We start from the raw sequence: 15,000 nt of genomic DNA, 5'->3' as shown, positions 1-15,000 counted from the left end.
CCGCCGATCACGCCCCCGCGCCCGGGGCGTCCCCCGAACACGCCCCCGCCGCCGACGACTCCACCCCGCCCCCGCCGGGCATGCCGGGCAGCGCCCCGCTGGACCACCTCCCCACGATGGTCACGGGCTCGCCCCAGACACCCCCGCCCGGCACTCCGCCGGGCACCCCGCAGACGGCCCCACCGGACGCCCCGGTCCCCCCGGCGTACGGCTCCGCCCAGCAGCACCCGCAGCCCGCCGCGTACGGCTACCCGCAGCAGCCCGCTGCCTGGGGCGCCCCCCAGGGGGCGTACGCGCCCCCGCCGGGCTCTACCCCGCCGTACGGCCCCACCCCGCCGTACGGCCCCACCCCCGTTTACGGCCCTGGCCCCGGCGGCCCACAGGAACCCCCACGAAGAAGCGGCCGCTCGACCGCCGCGCTGATCGTGGTGGCCCTGGTGGTCGCGCTCGGCGCGGGCGGCTCCGTCTACGCGCTGATGAGCGGCGACGGCAACACCCGCACCGGCGGCGAGACCACCGCGTCCCCGACCGCCGGCGCCCCCGAGACGCCGGACTCGACCCCCCAGGACCCCACGACCGAGCCGCTCACCACGGCGGACGAGACGCCGGAGAACGGCGCGATCCCCACCGAGTTCATCGGCACCTGGACCGCGTCCATCGACAACGACACGGGCCGCAACACCCGCCGACTCACCATCCAGCAGGGCGAGGTGGGCGACACGGTGCTCGCCCTCACGGCGGACGGCCCGGCCGACGACGGTACGTACCACTGCGTGTTCCAGGCGGAGCTCGCCGAGACCCCGACGACCACCGGCCCGCTGCGTATCGGCCCGTCGAAGGTCACCGTCGGCGAACCGGCCACGTCCTGCACTCCCGGCGCGGCCACCGAGCTGACCCTCCTCCCGGACGGCCGTCTCCGCCGGGTGAACGTGAGCAACGGCGACGAGCTGACGTACACCAAGCAGAACTGAACCCCACGACCACCGCGGTCGACCACGGCCGTCAGGACCCGCCGCCGCCCCGGCACGGCGGGTCCTGCTTCTGGCTCGACTCGCCCTGCCCGTACGCCCCGCACACCACCACCGCCTCCGGCGCGTCCGCGAGCTGCCGCAGCAGGACGAGGGTCTTGTCCACGGGCGGGGCGTGGACGCCCTTGGCATAGGAGACGAACCCGGTGGCGCCGTTGAAGGAGACACCGTTGTTGAGGGTGAGCAGCACGGACCGGCGGTCGACCTCCTCGTCGGCCAGCCGGGCGTCCGCCACCGCCTGGGACAGGACGTGGAAGGCGTCGTACGAGACCGCCGAGTGGCCGTCCTGCTCCCAGGGGTCGGTGCCCTCGGTGCTGGTCTCCACGAAGGATTCGTAGTCGTCGAAGAACTGGCGCGTTTTCCCACTGGCTTCCCCGTCGGTGGAGGGGAGCCGGTGCGCGGAGTAGTAGAGGCGCAGCCAGTGCTTGTCCTTGAAGACGCCGGTCTGCGCGACGTTGGTCAGTTCGTTGCCGCCGAGGACTGTGAGGCTGTGGGTGGTGCAGGTGCCTTCCCGGTCCATGGAGTTGACGAACGCCGTGAAGTCCTTCGCCCGCGCCGACCAGTACAGGACGGAGTCCGGCTCCTGGTTCAGGGCCTGGCAGATCCTGCGGGCCAGTACGTCGGCGCTGACCAGGTTCTCCGCCGGGACGGACGGCTCGGGTTCGAAGTCGTTGTCCTGGTTGAAGTTGAACACCCGCTCGGTGCCGGGGAAGTCCGCCATGAACCGGTCGGCGAGGCTGCGGCTGTAGAGGTCGGCCGAGCTCTCGATGACGACGGCGTGCCCGGCGGGGGAGCACTCGTCGTCGGAGTCGCGTCGGGCCACGATGTTCTCCTGGCTCGCGAAGTCCGCCTCGATCCCGGCCTCCCGGGAGTTGTTCGGGGTGAACGGCCAGTAGCTGCGGCCCGCGTCGCCGGTCATCATCTCGTCGGCGGTCGCGGTGGTGCCGACCGTGGGGATCTGGGCCCGGCCGAGCACCCGCAGGGCGGCCTGCGTCTCCTCGCGGCTCTGCGCGTACCCGAGGACGCCGACGACCTGCTTGTAGTCCTCGGCGTTCTGTTCGTTCTTCACTTCGGTGACGAGTTTCTCGGCCTCACGTTCGGCGTCGCGGAATCCTTCGCCGGTGGCACGGACGTCCACGCGCAGTGGAACGAGTGAGTTGTTGGAGGCCGCGTCGTCGTTGAGCTTCTTCTGCCACATCGCGATGCCGCGCAGTTCGGGGATGGTGCCGTCGAAGCGCGTCTCGTCCACGGTGGTCGGCTTCTTGGAGACGAACACGACGACCGTCCGTACGGTGTGGTCCTGGCGGGCGTAGGCCTCGGCCCGTCTGTTCTGCTCGTCGATCGCCTGCGCGGCCGCGTCGTACCAGCCTTTGGCGTCCACTGGAATGGCGGTGGAGCGAGCCGCCTCGGCTACGGACTCGGTGCCGCCGACGCAGGTGTGGTCGGCCGGGGGAGCGATCCAGGTGCGCACCCCGATCACTGTGCCGACGAGCGCCAGCGCCAGCGCGCCCGCCAGGAACGACGTCGTGGTGCGCCAGTCGGTCTTGAAGAAGGTCGGTTCGACCTGGGGGACGGGCAGGCCGGGGCCGTGCGGCGCGTGGTCGGTGAAGGTCACCAGGACCGGTGAGCCGTCCCTCTGGCTGAGGTGCAGTCCGGCCTGGGAGAAGTTGCTCTCGCCCGGGTTGTCCAGGTCGTTCAGCAGGCCGGTGGACGGCTGCCCGACGATGACGACGAGGGGCCCCGGCTGCTGGGCGGTGGCGCGGGCCCGGTGCAGGGAGCGCACGAAACGCTCGGCCGCGCGGGCGCCGTCCGCGCCGGGCGGGGGCAGCTCCACCAGCAGGACGGGGCGTGCGGTGCGGCGCCGGCGCCGGGGCAGGAGGCCGCCGACCCTGGGCGTGCGCAGGTCCTCCAGGAGGGCGCGTGTGAGGAGCTGGTCGAGCTCCTGGAGCGCCTCCTCGTGACGTGCATCGCCGGCGGGGCGGACCAGGCGTGTGGACTGCACGTTGGCCACGTGGTCCATGACGCGGAACAGGCTCTTGCCGCCCGCGGCGACGGGCTCGTCGGCGAGCCAGCGGCGCATCACCTTGCGGGACATGCGCTTCTGCCACAGCCAGCGGGGCGCGTACCGGGTGAACCACAGCCAGAAGACGACCAGGAACCAGCCCTTCAGATCGCTGGACGGCGGACTGGTCTTGGGGAGGGTGCCCAACAGGCCGCGTTTTTCGGCCTGTTGCTGGTCACACGCGTACTCGCGCAGGGCCACCGCGCGGGCGCCCGGCCAGCGGTCCGGGTGCTCGCGGATGTAGGTGACGAGGTCCCGCAGGAGGGTGAAGTGCGGGAAACGGTCCGGGGTCATGTGCTCCGGAGGAACGTCCTGCAGACCGAGGCCCGCGCTCTCGGCGAGGAGGAGCGTGTCGTCCTGTACGGCGGCGAGATACACGTACGGCACGAGCTTGCCGTGCTCGTCGAGGGAGCGGCGCAGCGCCTCCACGACCCGGTGCGTGCCCTCCGCGCACGCGGCGCCGTCGCCCGGGACGCGGAGGATGAACAGCGGTGGTTTCGTGGCCAGGTTGGCGCGGTTCGCGGGTGCCACGGCCGTGGGGAACTCGCGTACGAAGACATCGGCCCGGCTGTCGTCCGGGAAGCCGTCCGGACCGGCCTGCGGATGCGCCATGATGCCCCCGTATGTCAACAAGGCGTGTCTGAAGGGAAGTCGGAGAGTACTCGCAGTATCACACCCGTTACAACGGGTTGTGGCAAGCGCTTCGACACCGTTACAAGTGCGCCTCCGTTCCCTCACGAGCGCCCCGCATGCACGCGGGTCCTCCGGCGCCTCTCGGCCCAACTCGGCCTGTCTCGGGCCCCCTTGCCCCCGCATGACGCGTACACAACGATGGCGAGTCGACGACGCCTCACCGCTTCGAGCCCCAGCGCTTCATGCCCCGGGAGGACCCATGCGCCCCAGCAGAAGAACCGTCCTGGCCGCAACGGCAGCGGCAACGGCAACGGCCTCGGCCGCGTCGATGGGCGCCACGGCGACGGCCACTGCCTCGGCCGCCTCGGCTGCGGAAACGGGCACCCGCCCGCCGGCCACGGCCCAGCCGCCCTCCCGTGAACTACGCGCCCTCTTACGGGAGATCGACCCGGCCCGCATCGAGGCGACGGTCCGCAAACTCGTCTCCTTCGGCACCCGTCACACCCTCTCCGTCCAGGACGACCCCGCACGCGGCATCGGCGCGGCCCGCGACTGGATCCTCTCGGAGATGAAGTCGTACGCGGCGGCCTCCGGCGGCCGGATGACGGCCGAACTCCAGTCGTACGTCCAGGAACCCGCGACCCGCATCCCGGTGGCGACCCGCATCACGAACGTCGTCGCGACCCTGCGCGGCTCGGTCACTCCGGAGCGCGTCTATGTGGTCTCCGGCCACTACGACTCCCGCGTCACCGACGTCATGGACGCCACGTCGGACGCACCGGGCGCGGACGACGACGCGTCGGGGGTGGCCGTCGCCATGGAGCTGGCCCGCGTGATGGCGAAGCTCCGCCCGGCCGCCACGATCGTGTTCGCGGCGGTGGCGGGGGAGGAGCAGGGGCTGTACGGGGCCGCGCACATGGCGTCGCGGTACAAGGACGCCGGCGCGGACGTACAGGGGATGTTCACCAACGACATCGTGGGCAGTTCGACGGCGGACGACGGCACGAAGGATCCGTACACCGTCCGCCTCTTCGCGGAAGGCGTCCCCACCTCGGAGACCCCCGAACAAGCCGCCGTCCGCCGCTCGGTGGGCGGCGAGAACGACTCCCCGTCCCGCCAGCTGGCCCGCTTCGTACGGGACACGGCGGACAACGCGGCGACCGGTATGCGCGTACGCGTCATCTACCGCCGTGACCGCTACCGGCGCGGCGGCGACCACATCCCGTTCCTCGAACGCGCCTATCCCGCCGCCCGCTTCACGGAACCGGCCGAGGACTTCGCGCACCAGCACCAGGACGTACGGGTCGAGGACGGCAAGCAGTACGGGGACCTGCCGGAGTTCTGCGACTTCGCGTTCACGGCCCGCGTGGCCCGCGTCAACGCCGCCGCCCTGTGGAGCCTCGCCCAGGCCCCCGGCACACCCCGCGGCGCCAGAATCCGCACCGCCGACCTCACGAACGCCACCCACCTGACCTGGACCCGCGGCTCCGAGCCCGACCTGGCGGGCTACGAGGTGGTCTGGCGCGAGACGACAGCCCCCGAGTGGACGCACGTCATCCCGGTCGGCGACGTGACCTCGCACGAGGTGGACCTGTCGAAGGACAACGTGTTCTTCGGCGTACGGGCAGTGAACCGCTCGGGCTACCGAAGCCCGGTGGCGTTCCCGGACCCGCAGACGTAGTCGTCGTCCGCGCGGAGTGGTGCCCGATGTCAGTCGCCCCCGCCGCCCCTACCCATTCCCGTCCCCTGGGGCTCCGCCCCAGACCCCGCTCCCGGGGGCCAGCCCCCGGGCCCCCGCTCCTCAAACTCCCCAGCTACCGCTGGGAGGTGCCCCAGGGAAACGTCACCGCGGCTCAGGCGGCCGCTGCCGAGGCATGTTCGGCCGAGCCCCCGGCGGCAACGACGTCCGCCCCGGCGGCGCCGCCTCCGCCCGCGACCCCCCACCCCCCGCCGACTGAAGGGCCAACTGCGCGGACCTGGTCCGAAACTCGACCATCCACTCCGCGGTCTCCGCCCGCACCAGCTCCGTCACATCTTCGGAGAACCGCCGCAACACCCCAAGACACCGCTCGGCAGCCTCCCCGGCCGTCCCCTCCGTGGGCCCGAGAACCTCCCGCACACACTCCGAGGCCCAGTCGAACTGAAGCGTCTGCAGCCGCCGCTGTACGGCCTGAGCCGTGGCCACATCCCTCATCCAGCCCGACGTGACCCCGAAGAAACGGTCCACCCCGACACAGGCCACCCCGAGCAGCAGCCCCAGATATCCCCAGGGCGCGACCCCGCCCACCACCCCGGTGAGGTCGAGCAACGGAAGCGCGGCCCCGACGGCCACACCCGCGGTCGCCCCGGCCCGCAGCACCCGCGCCGCCCGCCGCTTCCACACCCGGTCGCCGAGATACCAGGCCACCGTGGACAGCGCCCCCGCCTCCACCCACCGGTACAGCTCGTGGAGCCGCTCGGCCGGCTCACCCCAGTCGCCGTGCGGAAAGGGCCGCCCCATCAGGTCGCCCGGGCCGCCGTCACTCAGACTGTCTCCCCGTCCGTCACCCCGACTGTCACCCCGACTGTCTCCCCGGCCGTCACCTCGACCGTCCTGGGCCGACCCCTCGGGCTGCATCTCCGGCTGGCTCACCGACGCTCCTAATCGTGACGTTGCGTGACGGTATCCTGGCTCAGGGTGCTGACGCGCCCCACTCTTACTACCTCCCAATGGGTGGCGACGGCCCTGGTTTCAGGGCTTTTCCGCTCGGACGTGGCCCGTGGTCAGGTATAGAACAACGCGCCACCTCACTCGAAAGAGTGGTGGGGCGACGGCGCTGTGGACCACGTAGGCTCGTGCCGAGGCGGAAAAACCCCGTCCAGACAGCCGTACGAACCAGGAGCTGATCGTGATTCCCGGTGGTGGCCAGCCCAATATGCAGCAGCTGCTCCAGCAGGCCCAGAAAATGCAGGAGGACCTCGCGAACGCGCAGGAAGAACTGGCGCGTACCGAGGTCGACGGCCAGGCGGGCGGCGGCCTGGTGAAGGCGACTGTGACCGGCTCCGGCGAACTGCGCGCTCTGAAGATCGATCCGAAGGCCGTCGACCCCGAGGACACCGAAACCCTCGCCGACCTGGTCGTCGCGGCGGTCCAGGCGGCGAACGAGAACGCGCAGGCCCTCCAGCAGCAGAAGCTCGGCCCGCTGGCCCAGGGGCTGGGCGGCGGCAGCGGTATCCCCGGCCTGCCGTTCTGACGGCGGCGGCCCGGGAGCCGGAGGCCTCGTCCATCTGAATCGTCCGACCCGACCCGGCGTTCCCTTCTGAGTTCCCTTCTAAGAAGGCCGGGGGCCAACTACCGTACGTACCAAGAAAGCAAGCACGATCACGGTACGTACCGAGAGAGCGTGAACAGGAAGGCAGTCCGTTGTACGAAGGCGTGGTCCAGGACCTCATCGACGAGTTGGGGCGGTTGCCCGGCGTCGGTCCCAAGAGCGCGCAGCGGATCGCCTTCCACATCCTGCAGGCCGAGCCGACGGACGTCCGCCGGCTCGCGGAGGCCCTGATGGAAGTCAAGGCCAAGGTCCGCTTCTGCGCCATGTGTGGAAACGTGGCGCAGGAGGAGCTGTGCAACATCTGCCGCGACACGCGCCGCGATCCCGCGGTGATCTGCGTGGTGGAGGAGCCGAAGGACGTGGTCGCGATCGAGCGGACGCGTGAGTTCCGGGGCCGCTACCACGTCCTCGGCGGCGCGATCAGCCCGATCGAGGGCGTCGGCCCGGACGACCTGCGGATCAGGGAACTGCTGGCCCGTCTCGCGGACGGCACCGTCACGGAACTGATCCTGGCCACGGACCCGAATCTGGAGGGCGAGGCCACGGCCACGTATCTTGCTCGCATGATCAAACCCATGGGCCTCAAGGTGACGCGCCTGGCCAGTGGACTGCCGGTCGGCGGTGACCTCGAGTACGCCGACGAGGTCACCCTGGGCCGTGCCTTCGAAGGAAGGCGGCTGCTGGATGTCTGAACGCACTCCCGCGGATGTTCGCGAGGTACCTCACGAGGAAGGTCGGCTTCTAGATGTCTGACCCCACGCTGCACGCGACCGCTCAAGACCCTGGTGACTTCGCGGTCCAGATCGCGGACCAGGTCGAGAGCTTCCTCGTCGCCGTCACCGAGGTGGCCAAGGGCGACGAGCCGGACTCGGCCGTCCCCTTCCTGCTCCTGGAGGTCTCTCAGCTGATGCTGGCGGGCGGCCGCCTGGGTGCCCACGAGGACATCGTCCCGGACGAGCGCTACGAGCCGGACCTGGGCCCGGAGCCGGACGTGGACGAACTCCGCGAACGCCTGGCCCGGCTCCTGGAGCCGATCGACGTCTACTCCGAGGTCTTCGACCCCTACGAGCCGCGCAAGGCCCGGGTCCCCGCCCGTATCTCCGACGACCTGGCCGACGTCATCACCGACCTCCGCCACGGCATGGCCCACTACCGCGCGGGCCGCACCACCGAGGCCCTCTGGTGGTGGCAGTTCTCGTACTTCTCCAACTGGGGCTCCACCGCCTCGGCCACCCTCCGCGCCCTCCAGTCGCTGGTGGCCCATGTCAGGCTGAACCAGCCCCTGGAGGAACTGAACGGCCTCGACACCGACCAGGACCTCAGCGAGGACGCCCTGGAGGAGGAAGCCGGTCAGGTCATGGCAGAGGAGATCGCGGGACCACTGGGACTGCGGACGGCCAAGTAGTCCCTGGTCCTGAGCCTGGGAGCTTGAGGCCTGGCTTCGAGTCAAGCCAACCCGGCCACCCCCTTCCCCAGCGTGGTCAACCCCCCGGTCAGGGCGAGCAGCAGGACGAGAAGGCGGGCTCGTTTCTCCGGTACGCGTTCGGCGAGTGTCCTGCCGATCAGGGCGCCCGCGGCGAGCGCCGCCGAGGCGAGTGCCCAGACGGGTGGGGACAGTCGCGGCACCCCGTTGGACGCCACGGAGACGGCGTTGACGATGACGCTGTAGAACTGGGCGTTGGGGACGAACTCCCGTACCGACCATCCCGCGTTGAGGGCGTAGAGGGACACCGGGGGCCCGCCCACACCCGCCGCCGAGTTCATGAATCCTCCGGCGCCGCCCGCGACGATCGCCCCTCCGCCGCCGCGCAGAGCGGCCACGCGGGCACCGCACATCACGAGCAGCACCGCCACGGTGACCAGCACGCCCATGCAGGCCAGCAGCGCGGGCTCGGACAACCGCCGGGCCACCCAGGTCCCGGCCGGCACGGTGCACACGGCCGCGACGCACAGCGGGACCATGGCCTTGAGCCGTACCCTCCGCCAGCCGTTGGCCAGGCCGACGACGCTGATGGCCCCTGCGGCGCAGTTGGCCAGGACGACACCTTCGGCGGGGCCGAGCACCAGCACGAGCGCGGGCACGGCGACGAGGGCGAAACCCATCCCGGTGAGCCACTGCACGCACCCACCGAGCAGTACGATCCCCGCCAGCAGTGCGGTCCCTGCCAAGCCCCCCGTCACGGCCGTCGCCCCCCGCCACTGCCATCGCCCGCGTCCGACACACGAGGCTCTCGTACCAGGCCAAGGGCGTCCAGGGAGGGCCGGGCGCTGAGTCCGAAACGCGACCGCACCATCACCGAGCGTGAATTGGAGCGGCCTTGTACACCCCCTGTACGTCCGCTGCACCGCCCCTAACCAGCGTGAAGCGAGGCTGGAGTCACTTCCACCGCACAGGACGCGGAGGGAGCAACTCACCACGCTGACACTGGAGTTGCGATGACCCGTAAGACCCGCATACGCGCCGCTCTCGTCACCGCTGCTGCCGTGGCCACCGCCGCCACGGTGACCGTCGGTGTCGGTATGGCCGACCAGAACGCCAAGGCCACGTCCGCCAAGCCCACCAAGGCGCAGGTCGCCGCCCTCTTCGACGGCTGGAACGCCGCCTTGCAGACCGGCGACGCGAAGAAGGTCGCGGACCTGTACGCGTCGGACGCCGTCCTCCTGCCCACCGTGTCCAACAAGGTGCGCAGCGACAGAGCCGGCATCGTCGACTACTTCCAGCACTTCCTGGAGAACAAGCCGGTCGGCAAGAAGGTGCAGACGATCGTCAACGTCCTCGACGGCAACTCCGCCATCGACGCCGGTGTGTACGAGTTCACGCTCACCGACCACGAGACCGGCGAGAAGCGCAAGGTCAAGGCCCGCTACACGTACGAGTACGAGAAGCGGGGCGGCGAGTGGCTGATCGTCAACCACCACTCGTCGGCGATGCCCGAGGGCTGATCGTGCCCGGGGGCCGAGCGTCAGTGCCCGCCCTGCGGCGCCGCCCGGAGGCTGATCGTCACGCACAGCCCGCCGCCGGGCGCGTCGCGCAGGGCCACGGTGCCGCCGTCGTCCGACACCAGTTGTCTGACGACGGCGAGCCCGAGGCCGGAGCCGGTGCGCCCCGTGAGCCCCTGACCGCGCCAGAAGCGGTCGAAGGCGCGGGACTTCTCGGCCTCCGACATGCCGGGCCCCATGTCCAGCACCGACAGCACCACCTGGTCGCCCTGGTGTCGCACCCTGACGGTGATCGTTCCGCCGTCGGGCGAGACCTCCAGGGCGTTGGAGAGCACGTTGTCCAGGACCTGGTCCAAATGACCGGGGCTGGCCAGCACGAACAGCCGGCCGTCGGCCTCCCCCCTGAGCGTGATGGTGACGCCACGCTCGTCGGCGGCCGGCCTCCACACCGAGAAGCGCTCTTCGAGGACCTCCCGGAGCGGGAGCGGCTCCGCGGCCGTCACCTTGGCCTCGGCGCGGGCCAGCACCAGCAGGTCGTTGACAAGGCGGCTCATCCGGACGACTTCCGCGGTGGCCTGCTCGACGTCCTCCTTGACGAACTCGTCGTCCACGCCGTCCGCGATGTTGTCCAGCGACAGCCGCAAGGCCGTGAGAGGAGTGCGGAGCTGATGGGACGCGTCCGCCACGAAGATGCGCTGCGCGGACATCAGCGTGTCGAGGCGTTCGGCGCCCTGGTTGAGCGTGCGCGCCAGGGTCTGGGTCTCCTTGGGGCCCGTCACAGGGGAACGGGCCGTCAGATCGCCGTCGCTGAACTTGCTCGCCATGTCGTTGAGCTCGCGCAGGGGGCGGGTCAGGCGGCGGGCCGCCCCGACGCCGATCACGGCGGCCACGGCCAGCACGAGCACCGCGAGGACCGCCCGGAAGCCCCAGATCGACCACAGCCGGCTGGTCATGTCCTCGGTCGAGTACACGATCCGTACGGCGCCGACGACCGGTCCCTCGTCGACCTTCCCGTCCGCCGCACGCTGGTGCGCGGGAACGGTGATCACCAGGTTCGGCCCCCAGATGAAGGGGGAGCCCCAGTCGGTCGTGGGCTTGCCTTTCTCCAGGGCCTTGGTCAGGGCGGCGTCCCGGTTCGGCGGCATCAGGGATGTCACACAGCCGTCGGTGGCGGTCAGCTGGACCTCCCCGGGCGTCTTCTTGCCGTACGCCCTGGCCATCTCCCGCAGGGCCTGGCACGAGGAGTCGTTGTCGGTGCCCAGCAGCAACGCCATGGTGTTGGCCTCGCGCTCGACGGACAGTTCGGTGTCACCCCGCAGCTGGTCGGTGAGCGTGAAGGCCACCGGCACGGTGAACAGGGCGACGGCGACGGCGACGAGCAGGACGTAGCTGCGGACGAGCTGACGGATCATGAGGTGTTGCCGCCGCTGTCGCCGTCACCCTCGCCGCCGACGCCATCACCCTTGCCGCCGACGCCGTCACCCTCGCCGCCGTTCTCGATGACGACGAGCCGGAAGCCGACCCCGCGTACCGCCTCGATGGCGATCACGTCGGCCAACTTCCGCCGCAGCGCCGCCACATGGACGTCCAGCGTCTTCGTCGGCCCGAACCAGTTCGCGTCCCAGACCGCTTCCATGATCTGCTCGCGCGACATCAGCGCGCCCGGCTCCTCGGTGAGGAAGGAGAGGAGGTCGTACTCCTTGGGGGTGAGAGCCACCTCTTCACCGTCCAGGCGTACGCGGGCCGCCTTGCGGTCGATGGTCAGGCGGGGCCCGTAGCGGTCGGGGCCGCCGCCGGTGCCCGACGGTGCCGCCGCCGCATCCGTACGCGGCTGCACGCGCCGCATCACGGCCCGTATCCGTGCGATGACCTCACGCACGCCGAACGGCTTCGAGACGTAGTCGTCGGCGCCGAGCTCCAGGCCCACCACCCGGTCCGTCTCGTCGCTGCGCGCGCTGATCACGATGATCGGTACGTTGCCGCGCTCGCGCAGTGCCTTGCAGACGTCGAGGCCGTCGGTGTCGGGCAGTCCGAGGTCGAGGAGTACGACGTCGTACGCGTCCTCGTGCGCCAGCGCCGCCCCACCCGTGGTGACCCATGCCACCTCGAAGCTGTATCGCATCAGGCCACGCCGGAGCGACTGGGCGACCGGCTCGTCGTCTTCCACCAGGAGTACGCGCACAGGCGGAACCCTAGTACTTGAAGATTGTCGCTTCGGAGGGCCGGGTGTGACTCGGCGCACTTTGCGAGTGGGCCGTTGCTCAGAGGGCATGTGCGCTCCTGGAGCGGCCGGACGCACCGGGCCGGAAGGAGGCTCGGTGAAGGGCCGGAGGATCAAGAGGATCGAGTCGTGAGCGGGACATCTCACGATGCGATATGACTCGGGTGGAATTCGGCCGCTCGTTAGACTGAGCCGACCGCAGTTGTGCGGTACGAGACGGATTGAGCGAGGAGCGCTTTCGTGGGCCTTGTCGTGCAGAAGTACGGAGGCTCCTCCGTAGCCGATGCCGAGGGCATCAAGCGTGTCGCCAAGCGCATCGTCGACGCCAAGAAGAACGGCCACCAGGTGGTCGTCGTGGTGTCGGCGATGGGTGACACGACGGATGAGTTGATCGATCTCGCCGAGCAGGTATCCCCGATCCCTGCCGGGCGTGAGTTCGACATGCTGCTGACCGCCGGAGAGCGGATCTCCATGGCGCTGCTGGCGATGGCGATCAAAAACCTGGGCCACGAGGCCCAGAGCTTCACCGGCAGCCAGGCAGGCGTGATCACCGACTCGGTGCACAACAAAGCGCGGATCATCGATGTCACGCCGGGCCGGATCCGGACATCGGTCGACGAGGGCAACATCGCCATCGTCGCCGGCTTCCAGGGCGTCAGCCAGGACAAGAAGGACATCACCACCCTGGGGCGCGGCGGTTCCGACACCACGGCGGTCGCGCTGGCCGCGGCCCTCGACGCCGACGTCTGCGAGATCTACACGGACGTCGACGGTGTCTTCACCGCCGACCCCCGCGTGGTGAAGAAGGCCCGGAAGATCGACTGGATCTCCTTCGAGGACATGCTGGAGCTCGCCAGCTCCGGCTCCAAGGTGCTGCTCCACCGCTGTGTGGAGTACGCCCGCCGCTACAACATCCCGATCCATGTGCGCTCGTCCTTCTCGGGACTGCAGGGCACCTGGGTCAGCAACGAGCCGATTCAGCAAGGGGACCAGAAGGTGGAGCAGGCCATCATCTCCGGTGTCGCTCACGACACCTCCGAGGCCAAGATCACGGTCGTCGGCGTCCCGGACAAGCCGGGCGAAGCCGCCGTCATCTTCCGCGCCATCGCCAATGCCGAGATCAACATCGACATGGTCGTGCAGAACGTGTCCGCCGCCTCCACCGGTCTGACGGACATCTCGTTCACACTCCCGAAGACCGAGGGCCGCAAGGCCATCGACGCGCTGGAGAAGGCGAAGACGGCGATCGGCTTCGAGTCGCTGCGCTACGACGACCAGATCGGCAAGATCTCGCTGGTCGGCGCGGGCATGAAGACCAACCCCGGCGTCACGGCGGGCTTCTTCGAGGCGCTGTCCGACGCGGGCGTGAACATCGAGCTGATCTCGACCTCCGAGATCCGCATCTCGGTGGTCACCCGCGCCGACGACGTCAACGAAGCCGTCCGCGCCGTGCACAGCGCCTTCGGGCTCGACTCCGACAGCGACGAGGCCGTTGTCTACGGAGGCACCGGGCGATGACCGGACGACCGACGCTCGCGGTCGTGGGAGCGACCGGAGCCGTCGGCACGGTCATGCTCCAGATCCTGTCCCAGCGCGCGGACATCTGGGGCGAGATCCGCCTGATCGCCTCGCCGCGCTCGGCCGGCCGCAAGCTGGCCCTGCGCGGCGAGGAGGTCGAGGTCGTGCCCCTGACCGAGGCCGCCTTCGACGGAGTGGACGTCGCCATGTTCGACGTACCGGACGAAGTGGCCGAGCGGTGGGCACCGATCGCCGCGTCCAAGGGCGTGGTCGTGATCGACAACTCCGGAGTCTTCCGGATGGACCCCGAGGTGCCGCTGGTGGTGCCGGAGGTCAATCCGCACACCGCCCGCGTCCGGCCGCGCGGCATCGTCTCCAACCCCAACTGCACGACCCTCTCGATGATCGTGGCGCTGGGCGCGCTGCACGCCGAGTTCGGGCTGCGCGAGCTCGTGGTGTCCTCGTACCAGGCGGTGAGCGGGGCCGGGCGCCGAGGCGTGGAGACCTTGCGGCAGCAGCTGTCGCTGGTCGCGGGTACGGAACTGGGGACCACCCCCGGTGACGTACGCCGGGCCGTGGGGGACAACACCGGGCCGTTCCCGGAGCCGGTGGCGCTCAACGTGGTGCCGTGGGCCGGGACTCCGCGGGAGGACGGCTGGTCCTCGGAGGAGATGAAGGTGCGGGACGAGTCCCGCAAGATCCTCGGACTGCCGGACCTGCGGGTCGCCGTCACCTGCGTCCGTGTGCCCGTCGTCACCACGCACTCGCTGACCGTCCATGCCCGCTTCGAACGTGAGGTCACCGTCGACCGGGCCCGCGAGATCCTCGCCACGGCGCCCGGGGTCGTGCTCGTCGACGATCCGGCCGCGGGGGAGTTCCCGACGCCGGTCGACGTGGTGGGTACGGATCCCACCTGGGTCGGGCGCGTACGGCGGGCGCTCGACGATCCGACGGCGCTCGAACTCTTCGTGTGCGGGGACAACCTGCGCAAGGGTGCCGCCCTGAACACGGCGCAGATCGCGGAGTTGGTGGCGGAGGAGTTCGCGTAGCCGGTGGGTGTGAAACCGGTCCTTTCTGAGGCGATGTGGGCCGGAAGGGGGAAATCTTCTGGCCCCGATCTGAATCGTTTGTAGGATCTGTGTGAGTTCTGTGATCCGATCGCTGGTCCGGACCACTTGAATCGACGCCTCTGACGTTCGACGATTTTGCTCCCCGTTCTCCGCAACCGTGCGGAGGGCGGGGAGCGTCTTTGCGGACGCCCTTCAGGGGCGTTCGGACGCCACGGCG

The 15,000-nt window shown here is 70.2% G+C and carries 12 protein-coding genes and 1 pseudogene; 8 read left to right on the top strand and 5 right to left on the bottom strand.

The window, feature by feature from the left end:
• Window positions 1-971: pseudogene (locus tag FE633_RS47390) on the top strand (serine/threonine protein kinase); the annotation flags it as partial.
• A gap of 31 nt (window positions 972-1,002) precedes the next feature.
• On the opposite strand, the gene FE633_RS23335 reads toward FE633_RS47390, so the two are convergent.
• Window positions 1,003-3,702 carry a type 1 periplasmic-binding domain-containing protein gene (locus FE633_RS23335; RefSeq protein ID WP_138047089.1) on the bottom strand — a complete coding sequence of 900 codons (2,700 nt, stop codon included), beginning with the start codon at window positions 3,700-3,702 and terminating at the stop codon, window positions 1,003-1,005.
• 280 nt (window positions 3,703-3,982) lie between these two features.
• Here FE633_RS23335 and FE633_RS23330 point away from each other — a divergent pair, with 280 nt between their 5' ends.
• Window positions 3,983-5,404, top strand: coding sequence for a M20/M25/M40 family metallo-hydrolase (locus tag FE633_RS23330; protein WP_138047088.1), 1,422 nt, complete (start codon window positions 3,983-3,985; stop codon window positions 5,402-5,404).
• Window positions 5,405-5,566: 162 nt separating this feature from the next.
• On the opposite strand, the gene FE633_RS23325 is transcribed toward FE633_RS23330, so the two are convergent.
• On the bottom strand, window positions 5,567-6,355 hold the full coding sequence (locus FE633_RS23325; protein WP_138047087.1) for an SLATT domain-containing protein: 789 nt from the start codon (window positions 6,353-6,355) through the stop codon (window positions 5,567-5,569).
• A 256-nt stretch (window positions 6,356-6,611) separates the two neighbouring features.
• Here FE633_RS23325 and FE633_RS23320 point away from each other — a divergent pair, with 256 nt between their 5' ends.
• The 3 genes from FE633_RS23320 to FE633_RS23310 all read left to right on the top strand — a co-directional run bounded on the left by FE633_RS23320 (window position 6,612) and on the right by FE633_RS23310 (window position 8,439).
• Entirely contained in the window at window positions 6,612-6,956 is a 345-nt protein-coding gene (locus tag FE633_RS23320; RefSeq protein ID WP_119101572.1) for a YbaB/EbfC family nucleoid-associated protein, read from the top strand.
• 170 nt (window positions 6,957-7,126) lie between these two features.
• Window positions 7,127-7,726: a recombination mediator RecR gene (gene recR, locus FE633_RS23315; RefSeq protein WP_138047086.1), complete on the top strand. Its 600-nt coding sequence runs from the start codon at window positions 7,127-7,129 to the stop codon at window positions 7,724-7,726.
• 53 nt (window positions 7,727-7,779) lie between these two features.
• Window positions 7,780-8,439: a DUF5063 domain-containing protein gene (locus FE633_RS23310; RefSeq protein ID WP_138047085.1), complete on the top strand. Its 660-nt coding sequence runs from the start codon at window positions 7,780-7,782 to the stop codon at window positions 8,437-8,439.
• Between the two features lie 41 nt (window positions 8,440-8,480).
• On the opposite strand, the gene FE633_RS23305 is transcribed toward FE633_RS23310, so the two are convergent.
• A complete protein-coding gene (locus FE633_RS23305; RefSeq protein WP_138047084.1) occupies window positions 8,481-9,203 on the bottom strand; it encodes a sulfite exporter TauE/SafE family protein in 723 nt (240 codons plus the stop codon).
• A gap of 267 nt (window positions 9,204-9,470) precedes the next feature.
• Between FE633_RS23305 and FE633_RS23300 the strand changes: the two genes are divergently transcribed.
• Window positions 9,471-9,977, top strand: coding sequence for an SgcJ/EcaC family oxidoreductase (locus FE633_RS23300; protein WP_138047083.1), 507 nt, complete (start codon window positions 9,471-9,473; stop codon window positions 9,975-9,977).
• Window positions 9,978-9,997: 20 nt separating this feature from the next.
• Here the strand turns inward: FE633_RS23300 and FE633_RS23295 are convergent, their stop codons facing one another.
• On the bottom strand, window positions 9,998-11,386 hold the full coding sequence (locus tag FE633_RS23295) for a sensor histidine kinase (RefSeq protein WP_138047082.1): 1,389 nt from the start codon (window positions 11,384-11,386) through the stop codon (window positions 9,998-10,000).
• A complete protein-coding gene (locus FE633_RS23290) occupies window positions 11,383-12,156 on the bottom strand; it encodes a response regulator transcription factor (protein ID WP_171060088.1) in 774 nt (257 codons plus the stop codon). The genes FE633_RS23295 and FE633_RS23290 overlap by 4 nt, the downstream gene beginning before the upstream one ends.
• A 279-nt stretch (window positions 12,157-12,435) precedes the next feature.
• Here FE633_RS23290 and FE633_RS23285 point away from each other — a divergent pair, with 279 nt between their 5' ends.
• A complete protein-coding gene (locus FE633_RS23285) occupies window positions 12,436-13,713 on the top strand; it encodes an aspartate kinase (RefSeq protein WP_119101565.1) in 1,278 nt (425 codons plus the stop codon).
• Window positions 13,710-14,762, top strand: a complete 1,053-nt coding sequence (locus tag FE633_RS23280; RefSeq protein WP_119101564.1) for an aspartate-semialdehyde dehydrogenase — start codon at window positions 13,710-13,712, stop codon at window positions 14,760-14,762. Before FE633_RS23285 ends, FE633_RS23280 begins: the two co-directional genes overlap by 4 nt.
• Window positions 14,763-15,000: the final 238 nt, after the last annotated feature.

This window comes from Streptomyces montanus (assembly GCF_005786655.1).
GTDB lineage: Bacteria > Actinomycetota > Actinomycetes > Streptomycetales > Streptomycetaceae > Streptomyces > Streptomyces sporangiiformans.
This window is presented reverse-complemented; position numbering and strand designations above follow the sequence as displayed.